This is a genomic window from Pseudomonas sp. BNK-45, assembly GCF_047456255.1.
Classification (GTDB): domain Bacteria; phylum Pseudomonadota; class Gammaproteobacteria; order Pseudomonadales; family Pseudomonadaceae; genus Aquipseudomonas.
Window position 1 is genome coordinate 3,440,916 of record NZ_CP179909.1, and the last position, 26,413, is coordinate 3,467,328.

Annotated in this window: 20 protein-coding genes; 10 read left to right on the forward strand and 10 right to left on the reverse strand. The window is 64.9% G+C overall.

What is annotated here, in order from left to right; all coding sequences use genetic code 11:
* The first annotated feature begins 169 nt into the window (after nucleotides 1-169).
* From ACMGG8_RS16055 to ACMGG8_RS16065, 3 genes are all read left to right on the forward strand, one after another.
* Nucleotides 170-1,888, forward strand: a complete 1,719-nt coding sequence (locus ACMGG8_RS16055) for an ATP-binding protein (RefSeq protein ID WP_060839998.1) — start codon at nucleotides 170-172, stop codon at nucleotides 1,886-1,888.
* A gap of 96 nt (nucleotides 1,889-1,984) precedes the next feature.
* Nucleotides 1,985-4,651 (forward strand): ATP-binding cassette domain-containing protein, encoded by a 2,667-nt coding sequence (locus tag ACMGG8_RS16060; protein WP_235759977.1) that lies wholly within the window; start codon nucleotides 1,985-1,987, stop codon nucleotides 4,649-4,651.
* Nucleotides 4,652-4,785: 134 nt separating this feature from the next.
* On the forward strand, nucleotides 4,786-5,019 hold the full coding sequence (locus tag ACMGG8_RS16065; RefSeq protein WP_060839997.1) for a DUF465 domain-containing protein: 234 nt from the start codon (nucleotides 4,786-4,788) through the stop codon (nucleotides 5,017-5,019).
* Nucleotides 5,020-5,120: 101 nt separating this feature from the next.
* Here the strand turns inward: ACMGG8_RS16065 and ACMGG8_RS16070 are convergent, their stop codons facing one another.
* Nucleotides 5,121-6,224, reverse strand: coding sequence for an SMP-30/gluconolactonase/LRE family protein (locus ACMGG8_RS16070; protein WP_414157897.1), 1,104 nt, complete (start codon nucleotides 6,222-6,224; stop codon nucleotides 5,121-5,123).
* Nucleotides 6,225-6,249: 25 nt separating this feature from the next.
* Nucleotides 6,250-7,425, reverse strand: a complete 1,176-nt coding sequence (locus ACMGG8_RS16075; RefSeq protein WP_414157898.1) for a sterol desaturase family protein — start codon at nucleotides 7,423-7,425, stop codon at nucleotides 6,250-6,252.
* 154 nt (nucleotides 7,426-7,579) lie between these two features.
* Here ACMGG8_RS16075 and ACMGG8_RS16080 point away from each other — a divergent pair, with 154 nt between their 5' ends.
* The 4 genes from ACMGG8_RS16080 (at nucleotide 7,580) to ACMGG8_RS16095 (ending at nucleotide 12,271) form a co-directional block, all read left to right on the forward strand.
* Nucleotides 7,580-8,053, forward strand: a complete 474-nt coding sequence (locus tag ACMGG8_RS16080; RefSeq protein WP_414157899.1) for a hypothetical protein — start codon at nucleotides 7,580-7,582, stop codon at nucleotides 8,051-8,053.
* Between the two features lie 332 nt (nucleotides 8,054-8,385).
* A complete protein-coding gene (locus ACMGG8_RS16085) occupies nucleotides 8,386-8,934 on the forward strand; it encodes a fimbrial protein (protein WP_060839994.1) in 549 nt (182 codons plus the stop codon).
* A gap of 78 nt (nucleotides 8,935-9,012) precedes the next feature.
* Nucleotides 9,013-9,744, forward strand: a complete 732-nt coding sequence (locus ACMGG8_RS16090; RefSeq protein ID WP_414157900.1) for a molecular chaperone — start codon at nucleotides 9,013-9,015, stop codon at nucleotides 9,742-9,744.
* A gap of 109 nt (nucleotides 9,745-9,853) precedes the next feature.
* Nucleotides 9,854-12,271 carry a fimbria/pilus outer membrane usher protein gene (locus ACMGG8_RS16095; protein WP_414157901.1) on the forward strand — a complete coding sequence of 806 codons (2,418 nt, stop codon included), beginning with the start codon at nucleotides 9,854-9,856 and terminating at the stop codon, nucleotides 12,269-12,271.
* Between the two features lie 86 nt (nucleotides 12,272-12,357).
* Here the strand turns inward: ACMGG8_RS16095 and ACMGG8_RS16100 are convergent, their stop codons facing one another.
* The 3 genes from ACMGG8_RS16100 to ACMGG8_RS16110 are packed head-to-tail and all read right to left on the reverse strand — an operon-like array spanning nucleotide 12,358 to nucleotide 16,581.
* Nucleotides 12,358-13,158: a response regulator gene (locus ACMGG8_RS16100; RefSeq protein WP_414159943.1), complete on the reverse strand. Its 801-nt coding sequence runs from the start codon at nucleotides 13,156-13,158 to the stop codon at nucleotides 12,358-12,360.
* Nucleotides 13,077-15,947: a transporter substrate-binding domain-containing protein gene (locus tag ACMGG8_RS16105; RefSeq protein WP_414157902.1), complete on the reverse strand. Its 2,871-nt coding sequence runs from the start codon at nucleotides 15,945-15,947 to the stop codon at nucleotides 13,077-13,079. Before ACMGG8_RS16105 ends, ACMGG8_RS16100 begins: the two co-directional genes overlap by 82 nt.
* A 10-nt stretch (nucleotides 15,948-15,957) precedes the next feature.
* Nucleotides 15,958-16,581, reverse strand: coding sequence for a response regulator transcription factor (locus tag ACMGG8_RS16110; RefSeq protein WP_060839990.1), 624 nt, complete (start codon nucleotides 16,579-16,581; stop codon nucleotides 15,958-15,960).
* Nucleotides 16,582-16,916: 335 nt separating this feature from the next.
* Between ACMGG8_RS16110 and ACMGG8_RS16115 the strand changes: the two genes are divergently transcribed.
* Nucleotides 16,917-17,873: a fimbrial protein gene (locus ACMGG8_RS16115; protein ID WP_060839989.1), complete on the forward strand. Its 957-nt coding sequence runs from the start codon at nucleotides 16,917-16,919 to the stop codon at nucleotides 17,871-17,873.
* Nucleotides 17,874-18,018: 145 nt separating this feature from the next.
* Complete coding sequence (locus ACMGG8_RS16120) at nucleotides 18,019-19,260, forward strand: EAL domain-containing protein (protein ID WP_108545613.1); 1,242 nt, start codon at nucleotides 18,019-18,021, stop codon at nucleotides 19,258-19,260.
* 22 nt (nucleotides 19,261-19,282) lie between these two features.
* On the opposite strand, the gene ACMGG8_RS16125 is transcribed toward ACMGG8_RS16120, so the two are convergent.
* Both ACMGG8_RS16125 and ACMGG8_RS16130 read right to left on the reverse strand, forming a co-directional pair.
* The gene (locus ACMGG8_RS16125) at nucleotides 19,283-19,909 is read right to left on the reverse strand and encodes a response regulator transcription factor (RefSeq protein ID WP_060839987.1); all 627 of its coding nucleotides are present in this window, start codon (nucleotides 19,907-19,909) and stop codon (nucleotides 19,283-19,285) included.
* A gap of 392 nt (nucleotides 19,910-20,301) precedes the next feature.
* Nucleotides 20,302-20,775 carry a hypothetical protein gene (locus ACMGG8_RS16130; protein ID WP_060839986.1) on the reverse strand — a complete coding sequence of 158 codons (474 nt, stop codon included), beginning with the start codon at nucleotides 20,773-20,775 and terminating at the stop codon, nucleotides 20,302-20,304.
* A 201-nt stretch (nucleotides 20,776-20,976) separates the two neighbouring features.
* Here ACMGG8_RS16130 and ACMGG8_RS16135 point away from each other — a divergent pair, with 201 nt between their 5' ends.
* Entirely contained in the window at nucleotides 20,977-21,882 is a 906-nt protein-coding gene (locus tag ACMGG8_RS16135) for a LysR family transcriptional regulator (RefSeq protein WP_060839985.1), read from the forward strand.
* A 107-nt stretch (nucleotides 21,883-21,989) separates the two neighbouring features.
* Here the strand turns inward: ACMGG8_RS16135 and ACMGG8_RS16140 are convergent, their stop codons facing one another.
* The 3 genes from ACMGG8_RS16140 to ACMGG8_RS16150 form a co-directional block, all read right to left on the reverse strand.
* Nucleotides 21,990-23,348 carry an OprD family outer membrane porin gene (locus tag ACMGG8_RS16140; RefSeq protein WP_414157903.1) on the reverse strand — a complete coding sequence of 453 codons (1,359 nt, stop codon included), beginning with the start codon at nucleotides 23,346-23,348 and terminating at the stop codon, nucleotides 21,990-21,992.
* 116 nt (nucleotides 23,349-23,464) lie between these two features.
* The gene (locus ACMGG8_RS16145; RefSeq protein ID WP_235759983.1) at nucleotides 23,465-24,814 is read right to left on the reverse strand and encodes a citrate-proton symporter; all 1,350 of its coding nucleotides are present in this window, start codon (nucleotides 24,812-24,814) and stop codon (nucleotides 23,465-23,467) included.
* Between the two features lie 87 nt (nucleotides 24,815-24,901).
* Nucleotides 24,902-26,296 (reverse strand): amidase, encoded by a 1,395-nt coding sequence (locus ACMGG8_RS16150; RefSeq protein WP_414157904.1) that lies wholly within the window; start codon nucleotides 26,294-26,296, stop codon nucleotides 24,902-24,904.
* Nucleotides 26,297-26,413: the final 117 nt, after the last annotated feature.

Here is a 26,413-nt window from a genome sequence, read left to right on the forward strand (position 1 = left end):
TCGGACGGCATCGCCTATCCTGTTGTTTCAGGCCCGCCCCGGGTCGGTTCAACGGGGCCGCGGCAATTTCCGTGAAACCATCGGCAGAGGCTGTGCTCAAAGGCTCTGGAGGCTGTGCTGCAACCTCTTGAAAATCCATGCTGTATCACGTTTTTCGCAGAGTCCGTTCATGCCGTTCTTATCAGATCATCACGGGTGCCAGGGGTGGAAAGGCGAGATGGCCGAACGCATCCGGGCCTTCGACTGGTCCGTCACCAGCCTGGGTTCATTGCGCAACTGGAGCCACAGCCTGCGCAGCACGGTGCAACTGATGCTCGGTTCGCCGGTGCCGATGGTGATGCTCTGTGGCCCTCTGGGCTACATGATCTACAACGATGCCTACGCGGTATTTGCCGGCGGTCGCCATCCCTATCTGCTGGGCTGCGCGGTGGAGCTGGGGTGGCCGGAAGTCGCCGAGTTCAATCGCGGGGTGATGAACACCTGCCTCAATGGCGGCACCTTGTCCTACCGCAACAAGGAGCTGGTGCTGCTGCGCAACGGCGAGCCGGAAAGCGTCTGGCTGGACCTCTATTACAGCCCGGTGGCCGGCGACGACCAGGCGCCGGCCGGGGTGATCGCCATCGTCGTGGAAACCACCGGCCACGTGATTTCCGAACAGCGTCGGCAGGCCGCCGAGGACAACCTGCGGCAGATGGCGCGCAGTCTCGAGCAGCGGGTACTGGAAGAGGTCAATGCGCGTCTGGCCGCCGAAGAGCAACTGCGCCAGTCACAGAAGCTCGAAGCCATTGGCGGCCTCACCGGCGGCGTGGCCCATGACTTCAACAACCTGTTGCAGGTGATCGCCGGCAACCTGCACCTGCTGGCCCGGCACGAGCCGGACAACAGCAATGTGCAGCGCCGCACCCGTGCCGCGCTGACCGCGGTGGAGCGGGGGGCCAAGCTGTCGGCCCAGTTGCTGGCCTTCGCCCGGCGCCAGCCGCTGTCACCGGCGCTCTACGATCCCCGGGAGCTGGATCAGGGGCTGGCTGAACTGCTGCGACGGGCCCTGGGGGAAACCATTCGCCTGCAGGTGCAACTGCCCGCCGAGCCCTGGTGCATCCATGTGGATCGCAACCAGCTGGAGAATGCCGTGCTCAACCTGGCGATCAACGCCCGGGATGCCATGGCCGGCGAGGGCACCATCGGCATCAGCGTGGAGAATCTGCTGCTGGATCGACAGTTCTGCGCCGGCACGGACCTGAGCCCCGGCCAGTACCTGCGGCTGACGGTGGCCGACAGCGGTGGTGGCATGTCCGCCGAGGTGCTCAAGCAGGCCTTCGAGCCGTTCTTCACCACCAAGGCCGACGGCCACGGCACTGGCCTGGGGCTGAGCATGGTGTTCGGCTTCGTCAAGCAGAGCGGTGGCCATATCGAGATTCTCAGCCGCCCGGGGCAGGGCACAAGGGTGCAGATGTACTTTGCCCGCAGTGTCGCCCAGCCCGCCTTGCCGGCCGTTGGCCCGGTGCCGCGGGCGAACGCGGGCCAGGAGCGGATCCTGGTGGTGGAGGACGACACCGATGTGCGCAGCGCCGCGGTGGAGATGCTCAAGCACGAGGGCTATCAGGTGTGCTCCGCGGCCAGCGGCGATGCCGCCATGCAACTGCTGCTGCAGGGGCTGGCGGTCGACCTGATCTTCACCGACGTGGTGATGCCGGGGCTGATCAAGAGCACCGACCTGGCCACCTGGGCCAGGACCCAGGCGCCGCCGGTCGCGGTGCTGTTCACCTCGGGGCATACCCGGGACATGATCTCGCGCAATCACCAGCTCAGCCCGGACACCCACCTGCTGAGCAAGCCCTACGCCCCCGAGGACCTGAGCGCCATGGTGCGCTCGTTGCTGGGGGGCTGAGCCGATTCCCACCGCCGCACCAGGGCGTGCCCCGGCACCGGCGGTTCGCCCAGGGTGGGTTTGCGTCCCTTCCGATCTCCAACTGCAGGCAGGTTCATGACTTCTTCGTCCCATGTCCCCCATGACGCCCTGGCGAGCACGCCACCTTCTGATCGCGACGGTTTCGTCCGGGTGCGCGGCGCCCGCGAGCACAACCTGAAGAATGTCGACGTGGACATTCCCCGGGATGCCCTGGTGGTGTTCTGCGGGGTGTCCGGCTCGGGCAAGTCGTCCCTGGCGTTTTCCACCCTGTATGCCGAGGCCCAGCGGCGCTATTTCGAGTCGGTGGCGCCCTATGCCCGGCGCCTGATCGATCAGGTCGGGGTGCCGGATGTCGATCGCATCGACGGCCTGCCGCCGGCGGTGGCCCTGCAACAGCAGCGCGGCACGCCGAGCACGCGCTCCTCGGTGGGCAGCGTGACCACCTTGTCCAGCTTGGTGCGCATGCTCTATTCCCGGGCCGGCAGCTACCCGCCGGGGCAGCCGATGCTCTACGCCGAGGATTTTTCACCGAACACCCCCCAGGGCGCGTGTCCGCAGTGCCACGGCCTGGGCCGGGTCTATGCCGTCGATGAAGCGAGCATGGTCCCCGATCCTTCGCTGAGCATCCGCCAGCGCGCCGTGGCCGCCTGGCCGCTGGCCTGGCAGGGGCAGAACCTGCGGGACATCCTGGTAACCCTGGGCTACGACGTGGACATTCCCTGGCGCGAACTGCCGAAAAAACAGCGCGAGTGGATTCTCTTCACCGAAGAGACTCCCACGGTGCCGGTGTACGCCGGGCTGACCCCGGAGCAGACCCGCGAGGCCCTCAAGCGCAAACAGGAGCCGAGCTACATGGGCACCTTCAGCGGTGCCCGGCGCTATGTGCTGCACACCTTCACCCACACCCAGAGCGCGCTGATGAAAAAGCGCGTGGCGCAGTTCATGCGCGGCAGCCCGTGCCCGCTGTGCGAGGGCAAGCGGCTCAAGCGCGAGGCCCTGGCGGTGACCTTTGCCGGGCTGGATATCGGCGAGCTGGCGCGCTTGCCGTTGCTGCAACTGGCCGAGGTGCTGCGGCCGGTGGCCGCCGCGGCTTACCTGGAGCAGGCCACCGCCGATGAGCCGGTGCTGAGCCATGCCCAGACCCGCGCCGCGCGCCAGCAGCGCCATGCCCGGGGCGCCCCGGAGCATCGCGGCGCGCCGGATGTGCGGCACACCCCCAACCTGTCCCCGGAGAAACGCCTGGCCGCGCAACGCATCGCCCAGGACCTGCTGGAGCGGGTCGCCACCCTGACCGACCTGGGGCTGGGCTACCTGGCCCTGGAGCGCAGCACGCCGAGCCTGTCCAGCGGCGAGTTGCAGCGCCTGCGCCTGGCGACCCAGCTGGGCTCGCAGCTGTTCGGGGTGATCTACGTGCTGGACGAACCGTCGGCGGGCCTGCACCCGGCGGATGCCGAGGCGCTGTTCCAGGCCTTGCAACGGCTCAAGGCCGCCGGCAACTCGCTGTTCGTGGTGGAGCATGATCTGCAGACCCTGCGCCGTGCCGACTGGCTGGTGGACGTGGGGCCGGCGGCCGGGGAGCGGGGCGGCCAGGTGCTGTACAGCGGGCCGCCGGCGGGGCTGGCGGCGGTCACGGCTTCCCCGACCCGGGCCTATCTGTTCGCCGAGCGGGCCCCGGCCCGGCGCACCCCGCGCCAGCCCCGGGGCTGGCTGCGCCTGGAGGGGGTCAGCCGCAACAACCTCAAGGACCTGGATGCCGCGTTTCCCCTGGGCTGCTTCACGGCCGTGACCGGGGTGTCCGGCTCCGGCAAGTCCAGCCTGGTGAGTCAGGCCCTGCTGGAACTGGTGGGGGCCCATCTGGGCAAGGTGGGCGGCAGCGAGGAGGCGCCGGAGCTGGACCTGGAAGACGACGCGCCGCCAAGCAGCAGCGGTCGGGTCAGTGCCGGCCTGGAGCAGATCAAGCGCCTGGTGCAGGTGGACCAGAAGCCCATCGGCCGTACCCCGCGCTCCAATCTGGCGACCTACACCGGGTTGTTCGATCAGGTACGCAAGCTGTTTGCCGCCACCCCCGAGGCCCGGGAGCGCGGCTTTGACGCCGGGCAGTTTTCCTTCAACGTGGCCAAGGGCCGTTGCCCGGCCTGCGAGGGCGAAGGCTTTGTCAGCGTCGAGCTGCTGTTCATGCCCAGCGTCTTCGCCCCATGCCCCACTTGCCAGGGGGCCCGTTACCACCCCGAGACACTGGCCGTGACTTGGCAGGGCCTGAACATCGCCCAGGTGCTGCAGCTGAGTGTCGAGCAGGCCTTGCCGGTGTTCGCCGAGCAAGCGGGCATCCGCCGCGCCCTGCAGGTGCTCTGCGACATCGGCCTGGATTACCTGCGCCTGGGGCAGCCGGCCACCGAGCTGTCCGGCGGTGAGGCCCAGCGCATCAAGCTGGCCACCGAGCTGCAGCGCAATGCCCGGGGCGCGACCTTGTACGTGCTCGACGAACCCACCACCGGCCTGCATCCGCAGGACGTGGACCGGTTGCTTGCCCAGTTGGACAAGCTGGTGGAGGCGGGCCACAGCGTGGTGGTGGTCGAGCATGACATGCGCCTGGTGGCCCAGGCCGACTGGGTCATGGACATCGGCCCGGGCGCGGGGGACCAGGGCGGCACCCTGGTGGCCTGCGGCACGCCGGAGCAGGTGGCCCGGCAGCGCGACAGCCGTACCGCCGCGTTTCTGGCCCAGGCCCTGGCCGGGCATTGATCCAGGGCAGGGCGGGCGACGAACGGTTACCGCTGGTCTGATTGGCGGTCGACAGACCCGGGGCGCGAAGGCCATTCTGATCACCGGCAGGGGCGTTATCCGGCCCTTGCTGCCATCAACCACGGAGGTGTTCCATGCCGGTGACCCACGACCTTTACCAGGACCTGAGCTGCAGTAAGGAAGACATTCAAAAGCGTCGGGCCAGTGACCCCCACCTGAATGCTCTGTTCGACAAATACACCATCATCGATGATCAGGTGCTCAAGGCCGAAGCGGCGGCTGCTGCCGACGACGAACTGAAGAAACTCAAGGAAAAGCGCCTGCTGATCAAGGACGAGATCTCCGAGAAACTCACCGCCGGTTCCTGACCTTCCCCTGTGGCCAGGGCGCTTGCTCCTACCGGGCGCAGCCGCCCTGACGCCCGCCGGGCTGTCACGCCCCGGCGCGGCGCATCCCATCCCTCATCCGCTCAAGGCGCCAGTGCCTCCTGCAACGGCAGGCGCGCCATGTGCCGGGCCGTCAGCGACCCCAGGTACAGCGCATCGCCGTATTCGCGCACCGTGGTGATTGGCGAGTAGTTGCCACTGCTGGCGTCCTGCAGGTTGGCGATCACCCGGCCCTGGGTGTCCAGGCCCAGCACAAAGCCGCGCTTTTCCACCGGCTTGGGCAATACCGTCATCGCCCGCACCAGCATCTTGCGCACCAGCGGATAGGGCGCCGTGCCGTCGAGCAACGGGTTGCGCGGCGCATACAGGGCCACCCAGAAACGCCCGGTGCCGTTGAAGCTCAAGTTGTCCGGCAGCCCCGGCAGGTTGTCGATGAACAGGTCGTGCCGGCCGGCCTGATCGCCCTTGAGCCAGTAGCGGCTGATGCGGTAGGCGCCGGTTTCATTGACCAGCACATAGGCCTCGTCCGGTCCCAGGGCGACGCCGTTGGCGAACTCCAGGCCCTCCAGCAGCACCTCGGTCTTGCCGCTCTGGAAGTCGTAGCGCAGCAGGCGCCCATCGGCGCCGTGCTCGATCACCGCTTCACCGTCATGGCCGTAGCCCCAGCGGCTGCTGGCGTCGCTGAAATAGGCGTAGCGCCCGGCGGCCTCCACCGCCACATCGTCGGTAAAACCGAATGCCAGGCCATTGGCGGCGGTGCTCAGGGTCTGCAACTGGCCTTGGCTGTCCAGGGCCAGCAGGCCCTTGATGGCATCGGCGATGATCAGGCGTCCATCCGGGTGCCGGGCCAGCCCCAGGGGGCGGCCGCCGGTGTTGACCAGCACCTTGAGGGTGCTGCCGTCGAGGCGGGTCTGGATCACCCGGCCGTCATGCAGGCCGCTGATCAGTTGGTCCTGTTCCAGCAGCAGGGCTTCGGGGCCGTCGATATCCCGGGCGCCCACCGCTTGCAGCGCCTTGAGTTTCTGGTTCTCGGCGAACGCGCCCTGGCTCAGGGACGGTGCTGGCGCCGGTTGCCAGGCCACCGGCTGGACCCGGGTCGGCCACAGCAGCAGGAAGGCCAGGATTGCCAGCAGCACCAGCAGGACAATCCGCGCAGCGCTGAAACGTCGAGGGGCTATGTGATTCATGCAATGACTCCTGTCGGGGGCGACCTCAGGCCGGGTGGCCTGGCGCCGGGGCGGGCGGCAGTGGAATGGCGTGCTGGGCCGTTTCGCACAATGCCAGCAATGAGGCGGCGGATTCTCGCTCAATCCGCCGCTTGAATAACAGCTGATTGCCCGGGCGCATCAGCAGAGGTTCGAAGCGATATTCCAGGGTGCGGATAAAGCGCGTGTGTTGGGCCGCCAGCGTCTGGCACTCATAGGTCAGGCGCAATGCCAGGCCATGCTCGCCCCGGGCGCTGGCGCGCCAGTGCTGCCCCGGCAGGTACTCCTCGACCCGCCAGCTAAGGTGGCCGCTGCGCCCGCCGGCATGGATGTCTTCCTCGAAACCCTGCCCGGCGAACAACGGGCCAGCGTCGCCCAGCACCTGCAACGAGGACGGGTGCCATTGCGGCCAGCAGCGCGGACTGGCGGCATAGGCCAGGGTGGCCTCGGCGCTGCGCGGAATATCGACCTGATGCTGCATGCGGGTCATGGGCCTGGCCGGGTCGAAGGCGGTCGCCGCGGACGAAGATTCCTCGGGCTGCCAGTACAAGGTGCCGAACAGCCAGTCCATCAGCGGCAGGACGATATTGAAATTGCGCTCCTGCATCAGTTCCCGGCGGTGATGCAGCTCGTGCAGGCGGCGCATCTGCCGCACCCAGGGCAGGCGCGCCAGCGGGTGGCTGGCGGGCAAGTGCTCGCAGGCATGGAAGACTTCATAGGCCAGGTAGCCGATCAGGGTGCAGCTGGCGAACAGCGCCGCCACGTTGCCGTTCCACAGGCGCAGCAAGGCCCACAGCGGCAGGGCGAAGAGCAGGCTGTGGACCACGATCAGCCAGGCCGGAAACAGGATCACCCGCCAGTCCTTGCGGCCTTGATAGCTCATCAGCCCGGGGGCGAAGAAACTGTGGTGGTCGCCGGTATGGCGGGCATAGAACAGCCGTGCGAAACGGCGCTTGTGATGCCCCAGCCAGCGGTGCACCAGGTAGATGCACAGGTTGAAGAACAGCAGCGCCAAGGGCACCGCCAGCCATTCCAGGGGCTGCACCTGGCGCAGGGTGCTGCACAGCAGGACGACGCACAGCAAGCCATAGCCCAGGACAAAACCGCCATGCAGCCAGGGGTTGTAACGCGGACTGACCGCGGCTCGATACTGCTCGCGAAAGTGTTCGATGGTGTCTCGCACGACGCTGTTCCTGTTGTTGTTTTTGTCGGCTGCAGCGTAGCCGCCGGCGCTTTATCCGGCCAATGGGCAGGGGGCAACGGGCAAAAACTCATGAGGCAAGAAGATCGATGGCCGTGCACAATCCCGCCCTTTTACGCTTGCAAGGACCTGCCCCATGACCGAGGTTCGTTACCCGCGCTTCAAGGTATTCATGAGCTTTATCCTGTGTCCCCTGGTGCCGGGTTTTGTCGCCGGGCTGATCAATAGCGTGCTGCTGGTGGCGCACATGGCCACTCATCCACGGCTGATTGGCGAGGTGCGTGGCGGCGAGATCCTGCTGATGCCGTTGCTGACGCCGCTGGTGGCGGTCCTGGTGTTTTTCCTGCCGTTGCTCGGGCTGGCCCTGGGCGCGTCCCTGCTCAAGGTCAGGCGCTCGGCGCGCAGCTGCAATGCCCTGGCGCTGCTCGGCGCTGTGCTCGCCACCGGCTGGGTAGCGCTGTTTATCCGCGAGGTGGTCACGCACAGCGCAAGGGCCCGCTATGACGACTACTGGCTAGGGTTGTTCCTGGTGCTCCTGGCCGCCCTCGTCACCTGCTGGTCGACGGCGCGGCTGTTTCTGCCGCCGCGCCTCCAGGAGCCGCGTTCATGATGCCTGCTCGGGTCTAGTCGGGTCCGGCCAGGATCCAGCGCCGGGCTGGCGCTAGCTGGGCAGGGCGATCGGCGTTGGGCAGGCATCACGCGCACAGGCTCTGCGCCGAAAAAAAGCGCCCGGCGCGGGCTTCTTAGTTGTTGCAGGCCCTTCGGGCCAAGGCTTTCGGGGGGGCTCGAGGCCGAACGTCTTGATGGGCCTCCGGTTTGCAATCAAGAATCTTCTCGGTCACGCCCGAGAGCCGTCCTATCTCATTCACAAGTTAACGTTTGTAGGCTTTCCAGGCCTTGAGGAGCAAGGCAAACGTCAAACACGAGATAGGTATAAAACCCATGAAATTCATCAAGTCCGCACTGTCTGTCGCTGTGTGCTGTGTCGCTGCCCAGGCCATGGCGGCCGACGGCGAAATCAACTTCACCGGCTCGATCACTGCCAATACCTGTTCGGTGAGTGTCGGCGACCTCAACGGCGGTGCCGGCGTTAATGTTTCCCTGGGCAACGCGCCCGCCCTGTCGCTGAAAAAGGCCGGCGATACCGCTGGCGCCGGTTCCTTTGCCCTGACCATGACGGCACCGAAGGACGACAAGGATTGTGTGCTGACCGGCAAGACCGCCACCGTGCGCTTTCTCAGCATGAACGGTGCCGCCGGCCCCAACGGTGAGTGGCTGGCCCTGGAGGGCGCAGGCGGCGCTGGGGTGGCCAAGAATGTCGCGGTGCAGATTCGCGACGCCAAGGGCGTGGACGTGCAACTGGGCCGGGCTTCCAGCGAGTACGCGGACCTGACCCAACCGATGCGTTTCACCGCCAACTACATCGCCACCGGTGAAGCCACGCCGGGCACCGCCAACGCCAAGGCGTCCTTCAGCGTCGACTACAAGTAAGCGCGTTCCGGCCGGGGCTCCTGCCTGTGACTTGGGGGCCTCGGCATGCCCTGTTCCCTGCCTCAGGTTCTGATCGATATGACTACTTTCCCTCGCTTTCGCGGCGCGCTGCTGTACGCGTCCCTGGCGCTGCTCTGGCCCGTCTCCCAGGCCAGCGCCGGCATCATGCTCAATGGCACGCGGATCATCCTCAACGCCGATGAACGCAGTGCCTCGACCATCGTCTCCAACCTCACCAGCAGCGATTACGCGGTGCAGACCTGGGTCAATGACGCCGCGGACAGCAAGGGCTCGCTCAGCCCGTTCATCGCCATGCCGGCGCTGTTCAAAGTGCGCGCGGGCGAGGAGCAGGTGGTACGGATCATCAAGACGCCCGGGCAACTGCCGGAGGATCGGGAGTCGGTGTTCTATTTCAATGCCCAGGAAATTCCCCTGCTGGAGCAAAAGCAGGAGAACACCCTGAAAGTGGCAGTGCGCACCCGGGTCAAGCTGTTCTATCGGCCCGGCCACTTGCCGGGCAGCGCTCAGGACGCGCCCGGCCAGTTGACCTGGAAACTCCTGGCGCAACCGTCGGGAACGGTGTTGCAGGTGACCAACCCGAGTGCCTATCACATCACTTTCATCGCTATCCGGGTGATGGATGGCGACACCCCGATCGAGCTGCAGGACGTCGACATGGTGGCCCCCAAGTCCACCCAGGACTTCCCTCTCAAACGCCGGCTCAAGTCCGGCAGCGCCACTGTGGAATTCTCGATCATCAATGACTACGGGGGGTACAGCGATCCGTTGAAGTCCAGTGCGACGTTCTGAGCCGATGACGTGCCTACGGAATGAAACCAGCGCAGTCATGCAGAGGGTCAAGTTCGGGATGTGTGTGTGTTTGAAAAACTGGGTCGGTTGTTTGGCCGGATCGCTATTGTTGGCCGCCCTCAAGAACAGCGCAGGTGTCGCCGCAGAGTTCGATAGCGGATTCGTGGCGGATTTTGGCGGCAGCGGTGCGCTGAAAAGCGATCTCGAAGCCATGCTCCATGAGCAGGACGTGGGTCCGGGCCGCTACCTGGTGGAGATCAGTCTCAACCGTGATTATTTTGCCCAGCGCAACCTCAGCTTTGTCCCCGGCGACAAGGGCCTCAAGGCCTGCCTGCCGCAGGCACTGCTGACGGAAATGGGAGTCAAGCTGCCTCCCTTGCAGGCCCCCGGCATCGATGAGCAATGCCTGGACTTGCCCGGGCTGGTGCAAGGCGCGAGCGTGAATTTCGACAGCCGCCAGCTCCGGCTGGACATCAGCGTGCCGCAGATTGCCATGAACCGCGATGCTCGGGGCTATGTGGCGTCCGAAGAGTGGGACAGCGGGGTCAATGCCGGCTTTCTCAACTATCAGTTCTCCGGATCCCAGAGCAGGAACCCGCAGCGCAACGCGGCCAACTATTACCTCTACCTCAATGGCGGTCTCAACCTCGGCGACTGGCGCCTGCGCTCCAGTTCGTCCTATCGCAAGGACGGCACCTGGGAGCGTGCCGCCAGCTATGTGCAACGCGACCTGCCGGGGACCCTGGGCAGCCTGACCCTGGGTGAAAGCGTGACCCCGGGAGACACCTTCCAGAGTGTGCCGTTTCGTGGCGTGCAACTGGCCAGCGACACGCAGATGCTGCCTGACTCGCTGCAGGGCTATGCGCCGGTGATCCATGGCGTGGCCCAGAGCCAGGCCCGGGTCGAGGTGCGTCAGCACGGCTATTCGCTGTACAGCACCTTCGTCTCCCCGGGGCCTTTCGAGATCCGCGACCTCAACGCCGCGTCCGGCAGTGGTGACCTGGAGGTGATCATCACCGAGGCCGATGGCAGCGAGCGGCGTTTCATCCAGCCTTACGCGACCCTGGGCAACCTGCTGCGCGACGGCACCTGGCGCTACAGCCTCAGCGCCGGCCAGTACCATGAGCCGAGCTCGCAGGTAGAGCAGCCGACCTTCACCCAGGCATCCCTGGCCTATGGCATGCCGCGGGACTACACCCTGTCCCTGGGCGGGTTGCTGGGGGAGGGCTATCGCGCCTATCAAGTGGGTGTGGGCAAGGGCCTGGGCACCTTCGGCGCTTTGTCCCTGGACGTGACCCAGGCCATGACCGACACCCCGCTGGGGTCGCTCAGTGGACAGAGTTATGGCCTGCGCTACGGCAAGGCGTTCGCCACCGGCACCAACCTGCGCTTTGCCGGCTATCGCTATTCGACCCCCGGCTACCGGGACTTCAGCGAGGCCGTGAGCCAGAGCACCTGGGACAGCGATCACGATGCGGACGGCCGCTATCGGCGGGTCAGCCGGCGCAGTCGACTGGAGGCCAACCTTTCCCAGGCCTTTGCCGACAGCACCTCGCTGTACCTGAACCTGTCGCAACAGGACTACTGGAACTCGTCCCGGCAGCAACGTCAGGTGCAGTTCGGGGTCAGCGGCCAGGTGCAGCGGGTCAACCTGTCGCTGTACGCCAGCAAGAGCCTGAGCGACAGCGATGACCAGGGCGTGCAGGTGGGCCTGACTCTGAGCTTCCCGCTGGGTCGGCAGAACGCCAGCGTCAGCCTGGAGCGCAATGCCGACGGCAGCCACGACCAGCGCCTGGGCCTGAGCGGCCTGGCGGGGGACTACCACAACCTCAACTACAACCTGGACATGCTGCGCAGCGAGCATTCGGCCAACACCGGCTCGGCCTCCGTCGGCTATCGCGCGCCCTGGGCCAACCTCAATGCCGGCCTGAGCAGCAGCAGCGCCTACAAGACTGCCAACGTCGGCATCTCCGGCTCGGTACTGGCCCACCCCGGTGGTGTGCAACTGGGCCAGAGCCTGGGCGAAACCATGGCCCTGGTGGAGGTCAAGGACACCCCCAATGTGGGGGTCAACAATGCGCCGGGCACCTTTACCGATGCCAAGGGCTACAGCCTGGTGCCCTATGTGCAGCCGTACCGGCGCAACCGCATCAGCCTGGACACCAGCAAGCTGGACGCCAACACCGACATCGACAGCGGCGTGAGCACCGTGACCCCGCGGCGCGGTGCGGTGGTGCTGGCGCGCTTCAAGGCCCGGCACACCGAGAAGGTGCTGGCCAGCGTGACCCTGCCCGGGGGCGCGGTGGTGCCGTTCGGCGCGGCGGTGCTGGATGCCGCCGGGCATAAGGTCAATGCCGTGGGACCCATGGGTCAGGTGTTGCTGGCGGTGGGCGAGAGTCGCGACTTCCGCCTGGTCTGGGGGACCGCCGCCAGTCAGCAATGTGCCTTCACCCTGGACCTGCAACAGACCCGGGAACAGGAAGGCTTCAAGCTGGCGAACCTGCGTTGCGCGCCCTTGGGCCACTAGCGCCCGGTCCCGGCGTCAGACCCGGCCCGCAAGCTTCGGCTTGCGGGCTTTTTTTGACTCTGCACCCGGGCTTGGTGCGCCCGGGGTCAATGCGGCTGGGCGGAAGTGGCCAGGGTGCTGTTGAGCTGTTCCATCAGGGTCCTGACCTCCTGGCACAGATGGGCCAGGGCGTCGACGGCGGCGTTGTCCGCCAGGGCTTGCTCCAGGGTTTCGCACAAGCGCAGCAGGGCGTCGGACTGCATCATCTGCGCCGAGCTTTTCAGCTTGTGGGCCTGGCTGGCCAGGGTCTTGAAGTCGAGGCGGGCCATGGCCTCCTCCAGGGCCTGAAGGTCCTGCTGATTGCAGACGATCAGGTGGCCCAGCAGGCTGCGGCGCTTGTCCTCCGGCAGGTTGAACAGCAACAGCGCCGAGCTGCCGTCTTCCACTTCCTGCGGCGTCCTGCTCTCGCTGAACAGCGGCACGTAGCGGGCCAGCATCGACACGCTCAAGGGCTTGAGCAGGCAGGCATCCATGCCGGCGGCGAGGCCGGCCTGCATGTCCTCGCCCCGGGCGCTGGCGGTGGTGCCGATGATGGTGCAGGGGGGCATGCGCATCTGCTGTTCCAGGCGGCGGATCTCTTCGGTCAGGCCGATGCCGTCCAGCTCCGGCATGTTGCAGTCGGTGATGATCAGGTCGACCTCGTTGTCCTCCCAGATGAACAGCGCCTCAAGCCCATCGTGGGCCAGGATTGGCAGGTGGCCGAGCAGTTCGATCTGCTCCTTGAGCAGAGTCAGGCTCGGCAGGTGGTCCTCGACGATGAGGATCTTCAGGCGCCGCTGGATGGGCGCCGCCGGTTCGCTCTTGGGCAGCGCCAGTGGGGTGTCGCTGGGGGGGCTTCTTCGGCGCAGGCGGTCAGGGTCATGGTGGTGCCCTTGCCCGGGGTGCTGTCCACCAGCAGGTCGCCATCGATGATCCGGCTCAGCGACTGGCAGATACACAGGCCGATGCCGGCGCCACTGTTGCGGTTGACGGTGACCCGGGAGAAGGGCGTGAACAGGCTGGCCATGTCGGCCGGATCGATGCCCGGGCCGGTGTCCTGCACGCTGATGGAGAAGGCGAAGCGCTGTTCGCCCAGCGCCACGCCCTGGACCCGCAGGGTGATGTCGCCACTGTCGGTGAACTTGATCGCGTTGCTCATCAGGTTGGAGAGGATCTGCTTGATCTTCAGCCGGTCCAGGCGCAATGGCAGGTCGGCGCAGGCATCGAAGTGGGTGATGATCGACAAGCCCTTGCGGGTCGCCAGGCTGTCGAAGATCCCGCGGATCGAGGTCACTATCTGCCGCAGGGTGCAGGTTTCCAGGTGCAGGCGGGTCTGCCCGGATTCGATGCTGGAGATATCCAGGATGCCCCCCAGCAGCTCCAGCAGGCTGACGGCCGCCTCGTGGGCCAATTGCAGCGATTCGAGGTTCTTGCCCTGGGGCGCCTTGCGGGTCAGTACCAGCTCCAGCATGCCGATGATGGCATTCATCGGGGTCCTGATTTCGTGGCTCATGGTGGCCAGGAAGGTCGACTTGGCGCTGTTGGCCCGGTCGGCGGCCTCCTTGGCCTGGCGCAGTTCTTCGAGGATGCGCAGGCGATCGCCGATATCCAGCCAGCCGCAGACCACGCCGAACACCTGCTGCTGATCGTCGCGCAGCGGCTGGATCCAGTGGTAGATATCCAGGCTCTGGCCGCCCAGGTGCAGGGTCTGGTCCCGGGCAATCGCGCTGCCCGATCGCACCACCTGCTCATAGTCGTGCTGCCATTGATTGACCACGGTGCGGCTGAGCAGCGCGTCGAGGACCTTGCTGTTGGTGCTGGAGGTGGCGCCAGGGGCGAAGGTCTGGGCGTAGGGGGTGTTGAACAGCAACAGCTCGCCGTCACGGTCACGCACGTAGATCGGGTGGGGAATGCTGTCGACGATGTTCTGGATCAGGCTCAGGCGCTCCTGCAATTGCTTGCGCACGATGGATTTCTTGAAGATCAGCTTGCGCAGGTAAAGGATCCAGATGCAGGTGGCCAGAAGCAGGACGAAGGAGACGCTGAGCACCTGATAGACCCACAGGGTCACCTGTTCCCAGTACTTGTTGTCGGTGGCGGCGTTGGCCCGCCAGCGTCCGGAAATGGCCGCGGTCTCGCTCGGGGAAATGCGCAGCAGGGCCTTTTCGATGATGGAGATCAGCACCTTGTTCTGCGGCTGGCTGGCGAGGCCGATCCGTGCGTTGACGCCCTTGAGCAGGCCCGAGACTTTCAGCGCGTCCTCGTATTTGTAGGACAGGTAGTAGCGGGCCTGGTTGGTGGAGGTCAGGGTGAAGTCGCTGCCGCCGTCGCGTACCCGGTTCAGGGAGTCGGCGACGTTGTCGGTGGTGTGGATCTTCAGGTGCGGGTAGTTCTGGCGGATGTGTTCCAGCAGGGCGTCGGAGGTGGGCAGGGCGATGCTCTGCTCGGGACTGTCCTTGAGGTTGAATTCCTCGGGGCCGTTGTTTCGGGTGATCAGGGTATAGGGCGTGGTGATGACCGGGCGGGTAAACAGGTACTTGCGATCCCGCGAGTCGGTTTCCGACATGATTCCCAGGTCCACTTCGCCCTTGTCGAGCAGTTCCATGGCCTTGTGCACCGAGCGGGTGCGGACGATCTCGAAGCGCAGTCCGGAGTTCAGGCGCACCAGTTCCAGAATGTCGGACATGGTGCCGCCGAACTGGCCGCTGTTGTCGAACAGCGCGTAGGGCGCGAGGTCTTCGCTGACGGCGATCCGGAAGGGCCTCTTGCTCTGCAGCAGCTGCTTTTCCTCGTTGTTGAGCACGCTGACGAATTCGTCATCGCTGCACTTGAGGGTCACCACCCACCAGTTGACCATCCGGATGATCTGGCAGCGGCTGCGCGACTGCAGCTGCTGGTTGAGGATCGAGACCAGGCGCCGGTTTTGCCCGGTGTAGGCAAAGCCGATGTAGGCCTCCAGGCCGTTGACGCTGATGTTGGTCACCAGCTGATTGTTGAAGCTCTGGTTCAGCAGGTAGTTGGTGCTGACGGTGTCGCCCAGGTAGGCCTGGGCCTGCCCCTTGAGCACGGCGGCGATGGCTTCATAGGGCGACTGGTAGTTCTTGATGGTGGCGCTGCGGAAGATCTTGAAGGTGTTCTCGTCGATGAAGCCGTCGGGGGTGGAGGAAATCTGTGCCGCAGGGTCGCGCAGGTCCACGTCAAGCAGGCTGCCGGTGGTGGAATACAGGGCGATCTGGGTATAGGCGTAGGGCGAGGAGATTTGTACGCCGTACTTTTCCGCCTCCGGTTGGGTGGCGGCATCCACCAGATCGATTTCTCCTGCTTGCAGTGCCTTGAAGGCGCTCATGCGGTCCGGATAGCTGCTGATCTCGAAGCGGATGTTGAGGACTTTCTGCAGCGCCAGCAGGTTTTCCGCAAGGATGCCTTCCAGCTGTTTTTTCTCGGTGAAGATGGTCAGCGGCGGGTAGTCGGGGTAGGTCACGCCGATTCTGACCGGCTTGCGCTGGCTGAGCCAGGCCCGGTCTTGCTCGGTGACCTGGGCGGAGAACTGCAGGGCTTGTCCCCGTGACGATAACTGGAAGGGGTCGGCACCTTGGACAACGGCGGGCAGCAGGGCCGTGAACAGAGTCAGGAGTAGCGTCAGGTAGATGGAATTCATAGGGCGCAGGTCAAAGCAGATTCATTTCTTTGGCTATGCTGGCCAGCTCTATGGTAGTGCGTACCCCCAACTTGCGAAGAATGTTGATCTTGTGTCCGCTGACCGTCTTGTTGCTCAAGTGCAGGCGTTCACCGATGGCCACATTACTCAGTCCCTGGACCAGTAGTTGCAAAACGATGATTTCCTTATTGGTGAGTCTCTGCGAAGCCGACTCGTTGTTCTGCCCGTGTTCCATGTAATGGGCCAGTACTTCCTTGGGGAAGTAAAGATAACCGTCATTGATGGTGTTGAGCCCCTTCACCAGTTCATCCATGTTGGCGCTCTTGTTGATGAAGCCCAGGGCTCCGGCTTGCATGCAGCGGGCCGCATAAGTGCTGGCCAATTGCGAGGTGAAGACCAGGGTCTTGATCTTGAGGTTTTCCGAGTGGATGCGTTGCAGCACCGACAGCCCGTCCAGGCTATCGAGGCCGATATCCAGCAGCAGGTACTCCGGGGCCAGGCTGCGGATCTTGGCGAGGGCGTCCAGGCCATCGGTGGATTCGGCAACGACCTGATAGCCATGTTGCTCCAGCGTGACTCTGATCGCCCCGCAGATAATCGGGTGATCATCCACGATCAGTACGGTTCTCGTCATGGTTTCCTCATTCTGATTCTTACTTGGAGAGTGTTTATAGCGGTATAGGATAAAGCTCCGGTTTAACATCCGAATTATACCTGCGCACCCTCTTGGACGGTTCTAAAGAGCAGTGCGCTGACGGACTTTTAAGGATGTTCTTGGTTTTCTACAAGAAGCTTCTTGGTTTTTTTGGCGGGTGCTTTTGTTAGCCTGTTGACTCTTTTAGTTGTGCTGGAAAAGAGCATCAGAGGCAGTTAATGCACGGTCGATTATTGTTTTTGCTTTGTTGCATAAGTGGCGGCGCCTGGGCCGATTGCACCGGTGGTGATACTGAAAGTTATCTGGACTTCGACATGGGCACTCAGTATGTGCCCCGTGATGCGCCCATCGGTTCGGTGATCGGCACGGCCAATGTCCGTTATTCCTATCAGCACTCCAGCGATATCGTCTGCAATGTCGGCGATTTGTGGGAAGTCAGGATCAATGGATGGCCAAAGGTGAAGGGCATCACTCTGCCGCCGATTACTGGGCTGGAGATGAGCAATGCAATGATCTCCAAGACTAATGTGCCTGGCGTGGGCTTGGTGATGACGGCGCCGGGACGTTCAATGAGCAAGTGGAGTGCCGTCAGCGGAGTGAGTCCTTATGTGCCCTTCAAGCTGAGCAACACCCAGCCGTTGACTATTGTCGATCCGGTGATTACCACGTTTACGCTGGTCAAGATCAGCAACGAGATTCCCATGGGCACTTCGGCCATCAAAAGCAGTAGCTCGGCACTGGGTTTCTGGTCTGGCAAACGACGTTTTCACAGCGTGTTTCTGATGGGGACCGTGGTGCGTTCCGAGTGTTCTCTGGAATCGGCCAACACCGTCATCGAAGTGCCCATGGGCGAGGTCATGCGTCGCCAGTTCAACGGCAAGGACAGCCACATGGACAGCAAGGATGTGGTCATTCCCCTGACCAACTGTACGGCGGGCACCTACCCGACGGATCAGGGCTGGAACTACTATCAGAACGCCAACGCCCACCTGCGCCTGGAGGGCGTCCAGGGCTCGGCGATCCTCGACGCCCATCGGGGCATTCTCGGCCTGACGTCGGACTCCACCGCCAAGGGCGTGGCGGTGCAGGTCCTGCGCAAGGATGGCGTCACCCCCTTGCCCCTGGGGCAGGAGGTATCGATGGCCCGTCTCAGCGGCAGCCAAATGAACATCGAACTCAAGGCCCGCTACATCCAGACCTCCGATTCGGCGGCAGGCCCCGAGCCAGGCAAGGCCAATGCCCGGGCGGCCTTTACCCTGACCTACAAGTAACCGCAGCGACTGGTCACACCCGCCCCTGGGGGCGGTGGGGCCGGCAAGGGCATGAACTCTGAAAGCTCTTGCTCCGATTCAGGAAGCGTCCTGAGTTCAAGCGAAGCTGTTTTGGATAGGATGATTTTTTTCCGGAGCTGTCTTGATGTCGACGTTGAGCGTACTGCTGTTGTGTTCGAACGCTTTTCGGGTTCGACGCCTTTCAAGAATACTCACAGCCTCCGGGGTTGCCCGGGTTCAGGTGATCGGTCAGGAAAGCCAATGGGCGCAGTTCCCGCCCGAGCTTGATGAACTGGACCTGGTGATCTGCGATTCCCTGCAGTCGCTGACGGCCATCTACTACCTGCGCCGGCTCTGCGAGCACTATGGCTTTTTCTCGATGATCGAATGCGAGGCCCTGGATGCGCCCATCCGCTGGGGGCTGGCGAATTTCCGCGCACATTCGGGCAAGTACTGCGCCGGCAGCTACAGCGACCTGGACACCACGCAGATCAGCGGCTTGCTGCTCAAGGCCCTGACCGTCAAGCGCGCGGTGCACAAGCACACCCGCAGCAGCACCCTGGCCGCGCCGAAACGCCCCCACGCCAGCAACGACTGGGTGGCGCAACGGGATGTGTTTCAAGCCCTGGCCGCGCAGCAGTTCATTCCCTACTTCCAGCCTCAGGTGTGCCTGCGCACCCGACGCATCACCGGTGTCGAGGTCCTGGCCCGCTGGCAGCATCCCGACAAGGGCGTGCTGGGGCCGCAATTCTTCCTCGACCTGTTCGACAGTCCGTCGCGGCATCGCCAGTTGTTCGAGTGCCTGGTGCACCAGGGGCTGCAGGTGCAACGGCAATTGCAGGGCACGCCGGGCGGCGAGGCCCTGGTGTTTTCCTACAACATCGAGGCCAGTCAATTGACCGACCCCGAGTTTGCCGCCCGGGTGTTGCAGCAGATCGACGCCGCCGGGGTGCCCAAGACTCAGGTCACCCTGGAGATCACCGAGCGCCAGGCCCTGACCCTGGACATGCAGAGCATCGAGAACATCAGCGTTCTGCTCAACAGCGGGGTACGCCTGTCCCTCGACGACTTTGGCACCGGGCATTCGTCGATCATGCGTCTGGCGGACATTCCCTTCGGCCAGATCAAGCTCGACTCGGGCTTTGTCGCCAGTGCCCTGGGGCACAAGGAAACCCGGATCATCGAGGCCCTGGTGGGGCTGGCCCGTTCGCTCGACCTGGAGTTGGTGGCCGAGGGCATCGAAACCGAGAAGCAGCGCCGGCATCTGCAGCGCCTGGGAATCGATGCGGCTCAGGGTTATCTGTTCCACAGGCCGATGAAGGGGGCGGCGCTGGCCCGGCTGCTGGCCACGGACAGCCCGCCGCTGCGGCTGATCCGTCAGGGCTAGTGCCACTGCGGGCCGGCACCGCTCACAGCAGGTCCATCTCCTTGGCGATGGTGGCCAGTTCGATGGTGGTGCGCACCCCGAGTTTCTTCAGCACGTTGATCTTGTGCCCGCTGATGGTCTTGTTGCTCAGGTTGAGCTTGCTGGCGATTTCCAGGTTGCTGTAGCCGCTGGCCAGCAATTGCAGGATCACCAATTCCTTGTTGGTCAGGTTGTTCAGTGCGTCATTGGCGGCGTGGCCGATTCCCCGGTACATCTCCAGGACTTCCTTGGGGAAATACAGATAGCCGTCGGCCAGGGCATTCAGGCCCTTGACCAGTTCCTGCAAGCCGGCGCTCTTGCTGATGAAACCCATGGCCCCGGCCTGCATGCAGCGCACGCCGTAGGTGCTGGCGCGATTGGCGGTGAACACCAGGGTCTTGACCTCCAGGTGATCCATGGCAATGCGTTGCAGCACCGAGAGCCCGTCCAGGTTGTCCAGGCTGATGTCCAGCAGCATGTAGTCCGGGCGCAGCTGGTGAATCTTCTCCAGCGCGTCGAAGCCGTCGGAGGATTCGCCGATCGGCTTGTAGCCATGTTCTTCAAGCAGCTCGGTGACGGCGGCGCAGATGATCGGGTGGTCGTCGACGATCAGTACACGTTTGTTCTTCATGAGGCCCTCGGAAGACACGCAAGGGAGAGCAGGTGGTTTTCTTGGCGAAAAATGGGTCACTCGACGGTCACTGTCTTTGTTGTGGGGGGCCTGGGCCTGATGACCCGTTGCAGGGGATCAAGGATTGTTTGCCTGGCCGAGGAGCGCCGGCATGGGCCCGGGGGCGCGAAGGCGTTGCCAGCGGCGCCAGCATGTTAGTTCAGAAAAACGGGCAATGGATTCGTGCAAGAAACGCCTTGTCGCTTTCCAAGAAGCTTCTTGCCGGGGCCTTCGCGCTGTCCTTGAGGGTCGTTCTCAAGTGGGAAGTTTGCGCTGTTGCACCTGCCGCTCAAGGACCGAGGGCAGGTGGCCGGCGTCAGATCGGAGGTCTGTCTGCGAGGGCTGGCAACGGGTTACGGCGCCTTCAGCAGCACATAGGCCTCACCGCCACGGCGATCGTGCATGAGGATGAAGGTCTGCCCGTCGAGGGTGATCTTGGTCGGCACGCTCTGCGCCAGTGGGGTGCTGGAGAACTTGCCGGCCATGCTCAGAAACTGCTGGGTCAGCGAGCTGTCGTTCTGGCTCGGGGTGGTGATCGCGCACTCCTTGCCGGCCTGGACCTGGACCCCCAGGGTCTGGTCCTCGTTCATGCCCATCTTGGCGAAGCCGGCATCGGTGAGCTCAAGAATGCCATGGGCCCGGGCGGCGGTTTCGGCACCGGCGAAGGACGGCGCGGATTTCAGGCAGATATCGCGAAAGGCCAGGATCCCGGCGGAGGTGATGGTGGGTTCCTGCCTGATTTCCCGGGTCACGCTGGAGCAGGCGCCGAGCAGCGCCAGAGCGGCGAGAAGTGAGGCTAGGGATGCGGTGCGGGGCAGAGTGTTCATGGAAATTCCTTGCAAACGGGCCGGCCAGGGCGCGGGGAATGGTGCTTGCCGAAGGAGAGCGTCGGCGCTCTAGCAGGTTAGGCAGGGGCACCGTGCAGATCAATCTTTTGTGTGACATCCGCGGAGTCAGGAGCGATTGGCCAAGGGCTGGCGCAGTAATTGCGTGCCTGCTGGATCCGTTCAGCGAGGGGGCCTGTGGCCATGCAGTTACGAGCGTTGCGTTACTTCCACGAGGTGGCCCGGTGTGCCTCCCTGCGTCAGGCGGCCGAGCGTCTGTACGTGACGCCTACCGCCGTGAGCCGGCAGATCGAGCAGCTGGAGCACTTCTTCGGCACTGCGCTGATCGAGCGCGGCCCGCGGGGCATCCGCCTGACGGTGGAAGGCGAGTGCCTGGCCGAGCAGGTCAGCTCGACCTTGCGCGGCTTCGATCAGGTGCGCGACGTGATCGCCAGTCGCCAGAGCCAGGTGGCGGGTAACGTCAGCATCCATGTGTCGGAAAGTATCGTTTCCAGCGTGCTGGCGCCGGTGCTTGCGGCGTTCAACCGGGCCCATCCGAAAGTCACCTTCAATATCGTCATCGCCAGTGCCGGCGCCACCCTGGATGCCCTGTGCAGTGGCGAGGCCGACCTGGGGTTGGCCTTCTACCTGCCGGAGCGGGCCGAGGTGGACGTGACCGCCCATTGCCAGTTGTGGCACCGGGTGCTGGTCAGCGCCGAGCACCCGTTTGCCCAGTGTCCGAGCATTCGCCTGGCGGACCTGCAGGGCCAGCCCCTGGCGATTCCCGATTCGGCCTACGGCGTGCGCCAGGCCCTGGAAGGGGCGGCGAAGAAGCGCGGGGTGAGCATTCTGCCGGTGTTTACCACCAGTTCCCTGGAGGTGCAGAAAAGCCTGGCCCGCCAGCGAGCGGCGGTGCTGATCCTGCCCCAGGTGGATGCCGAAGCCCGGGACCTGGGGGATGGCCTGGTGGCGGTGCCGATCGACGACGAGTCCCTGGAGCGGATCCGCGTCGACCTGTGCGTGGTGCGCAACCGCCCCCTGTCGGTGGCCACCCTGAAATGCCAGGACATGCTCGCCCGGGCGATGCAGCGCTACGCCCTGGTCGATTGAGTCCCTGCATACATGACCCTGTAGCCGCTGCCGAGCCTGTGGCGAGGCTGCGACAAGGTCCGCAGGACCTTGCCTGGCGATCACCCGCCATCGCACCGCCCCATTTCTCAGAACAACTTGAACGGAAAGTTGCCCACCAGGCGGAACTCGTCATAGCTGCCGTCGATCTGCCCGCCGCTGGCGCGGTGGTTGTAGACGATGGTGCGCAGCACTGCATCCTTGAGCCGCCCGGATTGCACCACATACGCCAGCATCAGGCCGTTTTCGTCGTGCTTGGCGCCGTCCAGGCCGCGCACGTTGTAGCCGCGGTTGCGGCCGTTGCGATCGCCGTCGTAGTGCGTGCCATCGATGTCCCAGCCCTTGGCGTGCCACAGACTGGCGCTCAGCCCGGGCACGCCGTAGGCGGCAAAATCCAGGTCGTAGCGCAGTTGCCAGGACTTTTCATTGGGGCCGTTGTAGTCCGAGTACAGGGAGTTGGCCATGTAGTTGCCGGTGGACTCCCAGACATAGTCGAAGTACTCGTTGCCGAACACCTGCTGCCAGGCCAGGGTCAGGCTATGGGCCTGATGGCTGCCGGTGATGGCCAGGCTCAGGGCGTCGTTGTCGATGTAGCCCAGGCGCTGCTGGCCCTGGTCTTGGGTGTGGTAGTAGTTGAACGCGGTCTTCAGCGCCAGCTGGCTTTTGTCCCCGGCGCGGTGGGTCAGGCCCAGGTAGTACTGGTCCCACATGTTTTCGAAGCGCGAGGCGTAGAGGCTGCCTTCCAGGCCCAGACCGGGTTTCACGGTGGCCCCCAGGTAGCTGATGCGCTCACCGCTGTAGGCGCGGTTGCCGAAGGTGGTGGTCAGGCGCTCGCTGCCGGTGCCGGTGCGCGGGATGGCCCGGTCGAAACTGCCGGCCTGCACCGACAACCAGTCGGTCTCGTTGCTGTACAGGCCCACGCCTTGAAAGCTTGAGGGCAGGGCGCGGTTGTCCTTGAAACGCAGCACCGGGTTGTCGGTCATCAGGCGCCCGGCCTTGAGCTCGGTGTTGGACAGGCGCAAGCGCACATCGCCGACGCCCAGGCGGCTCCAGGTGGGCAGGGCGTCGCCGTCGCTGTCCACCAGCACCCGGTCGCCGCCATTGGCCACCCGGCCATGACCGCGCTCCAGGTTCACCGCGCTGAACAGCGCGGCATCCACGCCCAGGCCGATCAGGCCCTGGGTGTAGCCTGAGCTGTACTTGAGCATGCCGGTCTGTACCCAGGTTTCCCGCACCCGGGTGCGATCGATGCCGTCGGGCTTCTTGATGCTCAGGTAGGTGTCGCGCTGGGTGTGCTGGTTGGAATAGTAGTGGCGCAGGTTGAGGTCCAGGTGGCTGCCCTCGATGAACCCCGGCGCCTGGTCCTGCTGGCTCGGGCGCGGGTTGTCCTGGGCGATGACGGCGCTACTGGCCGCCAGTGCCAGGGTGAACAGTACAGGCTGTTGCATGGTGCTTCCCCACAAATCAAAGGCGTCGGTCCTCCGCCCGACCGCGGTCATGCGCGGCCGGCAGGGTAGAGAAAAACGCGGTGCCGTAAAAGGGTGTCGGGCCGTGAGGCGAATGCTCAGCGGGCGCGGGCTTCTGCGAGCCGTTGGCCGGGGTGGCTGCGCCCGGGTGTCTGCGGGCGGGTTTCCTTGGCGAACCAGGCCGCGGTCAGGCACACCAGGTTGGCCACCAACAGGTAGCCCACCGGCGACATCGGGTTGCCGGTGGTGCCGATCAGCCAGGTGATGATGATCTGCGCGGTGCCGCCAAAAGCCGCCACGCCAAAGGCGTAGACGATGGAGAAACCGGTGGAGCGCACCGCCTTGGGAAAGCTCTCCACCAGCAGCACGATCAGCGCCGCGCCGCTCATGCCGTGCAGGCCGGAGAGCACCGCCAGGGTCAAGAGGAAGGTGGCCGGGCTGGGGTGTTCGGTCATCAGTTGCAAGGCCGGGAACAGCACCAGCAACAGCACCACTCTTGGTGCCATGAGGATGGTGCGGCGGCCGAAACGGTCGCAGAGCATGCCGCCGGCAATTGCGCACACCGCCATCGCCGCGCCGGCCACCAGGGTCGAGAGCATGGAGATGCTGGTGGGCAGCTTGAGCTCGGTGAGGGCGAAGGTGGTCATGTAGTTGATGAAGTACTGGGTGATGGTGCTGCCGGAGAGAATCAGCAACCCCAGCACCAGGGCCCGGCGATGTTCGCCGAACACCTGGCGCACCAGGCTGCCGGTGCTGGCCTGCTCACCCTGGCCGTGGAAGGTTTCCGCCAGGTTGCGGCGGATGTAGATGCCGATCGGCAGCACCAGCAGGCCGAACACGAACGGTACGCGCCAGCCCCAGGTGTTGAGGTCCTCGGGGGACAGCACCTGGGTCAGGGTGTAGCCCACGGTGCCGGCGGCCATGGCGGCCACGCCCTGGGCCACCACCTGCCAGCAGGCGTAGGTGCCGCGCTTGTGCGGCGGCGCGGCTTCGAGGATGTAGGTGGTGGCGGGGCCGGCCTCGCCGCCCCAGGCCAGGCCCTGGATCAGCCGGGTGAGCACCAGCAGGATCGGCGCGGCGATGCCGATGCTCTCGTAGCTGGGCAGGATGGCGATGCTGCCGGTGCCCACGGCCATCATCACCAGGGTCAGGAGCATCGCCGGCTTGCGTCCGACCCGGTCGGCGTAGGCACCGATCAGCACCGCCCCCAGGGGCCGCACGATAAAGCCGACGCCGAAGGCGGTGACCGACAGCATCAGGCTGACGAAGGCACTGTCGGAGGGAAAGAAGGTGTGGCCGATCATCACCGCGAAGGTGGCGTAGACCCCGAAATCGAAGAACTCCACGGCATTGCCGAGGATCACCGCGAACACGCTGCGCTTGCCCCCCGCCGCGGTGGGCGTTTCGGGCTCGGGTGTGGTGGATGGATTGGACGCTTGGCTGTGCATACTGGCCCCTCGAATTTTTATTCATAGGTTGCCCAGGCCCCGGGCGGCGAGGCCCGGGGCAGGGGTGAAGGTGGCAGTTTCGGTGTGTCAGTGAGACGGCGGATTCGGCCAGCTGTGGATTGCTCCGCGCCAGCTCTCATAGGTCTTGGCCACTTGCAGCAGCCATTGATCGGCAAAGCGCGGGGCGATCATCTGCAGGCCGATGGGCAGGCCATCGGCGGCAAAACCGCAGTTGATCGACAGCGCCGGTTGTTCGCCCATGTTCCAGGGCAGGGTGAATACGATGTGCTCGAACGGTTGCTGCGGGTCGTTGCTCGGCGACGGCCACTGCGCGGGAAAGCTGTTGATCTGGTTGGTCGGCGACAGCACCAGGTCGAACTCGCTGAACACCTGGGCGGCGCGCCGGCGCATCTCGAAGGTCTGGTTGAAGCCCTGCACCGCCTCGACCCCGGACAGCTCGGCCCCCGGCGCCGCCCAGTCGCGGATATAGGGCAGCACCTTGGCAAACTGCTCGGCGCCCAGGGCCGAGAGTTCCGCCCATTGCCGGGCGCGCCAGAAGCGGTCCAGGCCGTCCAGTTGCGTGCGGTCCATGATCGGCGCCAGGGTGCGGACCTGGGCGCCGTGGCTTTCGAACCATTTCGCGGCGCGCTCCACCGCCTCACAGACAAAACCTTCCGGCTGCAGCCCGGCGCCGGGCTCCAGCATCAGGCCGATCTTCAAGCCGTTGACCGACACCGGTTCATCGCTCCAGTCGCCGGTCAAGGGCGGCAGGCTGGTGGCATCGCGGGCGTCGGGCTTGGCCAGGTAGCGCATCAGCAGCACCGTGTCCTCGACACTGCGGGTCATGGGCCCGGCGCAACGCCCGGTGTAATACGGATCGATGGGAATCCGCCCCAGGGTCGGCTTGAACCCCACCAACCCGCACCAGGCGGCCGGCAGGCGCACCGAGCCGCCGATGTCGGTGCCGATGTGCAGCGGCCCGTAACCGGCGGCCGCTGCGGCCGCGGCCCCGGAACTGGAGCCACCGGTATTGCAGGCAGTGTTCCAGGGATTGCGGGTAATGCCGTGGAAGCTCGACAGCCCCGAAGACAACATGCCGAAATCCGGCACCGTGGTCTTGGCCAGGATGATCGCCCCGGCCTCGCGCATCCGCGCGGCCGGTGGCGCATCCTGCAGGGCCGGCTTCAGGGCGGTGGCCGCGCTGCCCAGGGGAATCGGCGTGCCTTGGGTGGCGATCAGTTCCTTGATCGTCACTGGAATCCCGTCCAGCGGGCCATTGGGGGTGCCTTTGTTCCAGCGCTCGGTGGAGGCCCGGGCCAGCAGGCGTACCTGCTCCGGATCGAAGGCGTAGAGCGCACGGATATGCGGCTCCCAGCGCCCGATATGGGCCAGCAGATGGTCGTAGTAGTCCAGGGGCGAGAGCTGGCGGCTGGCGAACTGCGCCAGCAACTGGGCGGTGGATAGATCGTGCAAATCAGTCATCGAACGCATCCTTGTGTCGGGCGTCAGTCGGGTTGCTGATGACCCGACTGTAGCGCTTGCACCTTAGCCCAACCATCACAAAGGACGCAGCGTGGTGTTGCGTTTTTGTGAGCACTG